This window comes from Hominimerdicola alba 8, from assembly GCF_000178155.2.
GTDB classification, from domain to species: domain Bacteria; phylum Bacillota; class Clostridia; order Oscillospirales; family Ruminococcaceae; genus Hominimerdicola; species Hominimerdicola alba_C.
Genome location: NZ_ADKM02000025.1, coordinates 1 through 693, shown reverse-complemented (window position 1 = coordinate 693; position 693 = coordinate 1). Strand labels below are relative to the sequence as shown.

The following is a 693-nucleotide window of genomic DNA, read 5'->3' as shown; positions in this document are numbered from 1 at the left end:
ATCGGTGTGGAGCGCCACAGCGGTCGCTGAGATAGCGCCGACTATGGTTATGCCCGATATAGCGTTTGTGCCCGACATAAGGGGCGTATGAAGCTGCGAGGGGACTTTCGAGATAAGCTCGACACCCAGAAAACCAGCGATGACAAACACGAAAACGAGCAGAAGAATTTCTCCTATCGCCATTTTACTTTACCTCCTCTATGATTTCACGAAAACGTTTTAGTTGCAACGCATCGCAATAATTATTGATCCTTGAAGCGTTCGTGAATTATCTTTCCGCCCTGTGTGAGCAGGCAGCCGCGCATTATTTCGTCGTTAAGGTCAACTAACAGCTCCTTGCTCTCCTTGTCATAAAAATGGGTCAGAAAGGCTGTGAAATTTCCCGAAAGCATTTTCGATGCGTCATATGGGACTTGTCTTTCGAGCATGTCGCCGCACATGATAGTCACGCCGTTTTCGGTGACAACGTCCTCGAAAAGTTTGCTGCCTTCAACGTTTCCGCCCGTAGATACTGCCATATCGACCACTACCGCGCCTTTTTTCATACGGTCAAGGACATCCTTGCCGATGAGGCGGGGAGCCTTTCTTCCGAAAACCTTTGCGGTGGTGATAACGATGTCGGAACGCTCGCAGACTTTCGCCTGAGCTTCCTGCTGTTTGGCGATCTGTTCGGGGGTAAGTTCCTTTGCGTAG

General features: G+C 49.8%; 1 protein-coding gene and 1 pseudogene. Both read right to left on the bottom strand.

The window, feature by feature from the left end:
• Positions 1-183: proton-translocating transhydrogenase family protein (locus tag CUS_RS02360; RefSeq protein WP_002847323.1), on the bottom strand; the 183-nt coding region annotated here is incomplete at its 3' end.
• 59 nt (positions 184-242) lie between these two features.
• Positions 243-693: pseudogene (locus CUS_RS02355) on the bottom strand (NAD(P)(+) transhydrogenase (Re/Si-specific) subunit alpha); the annotation flags it as partial.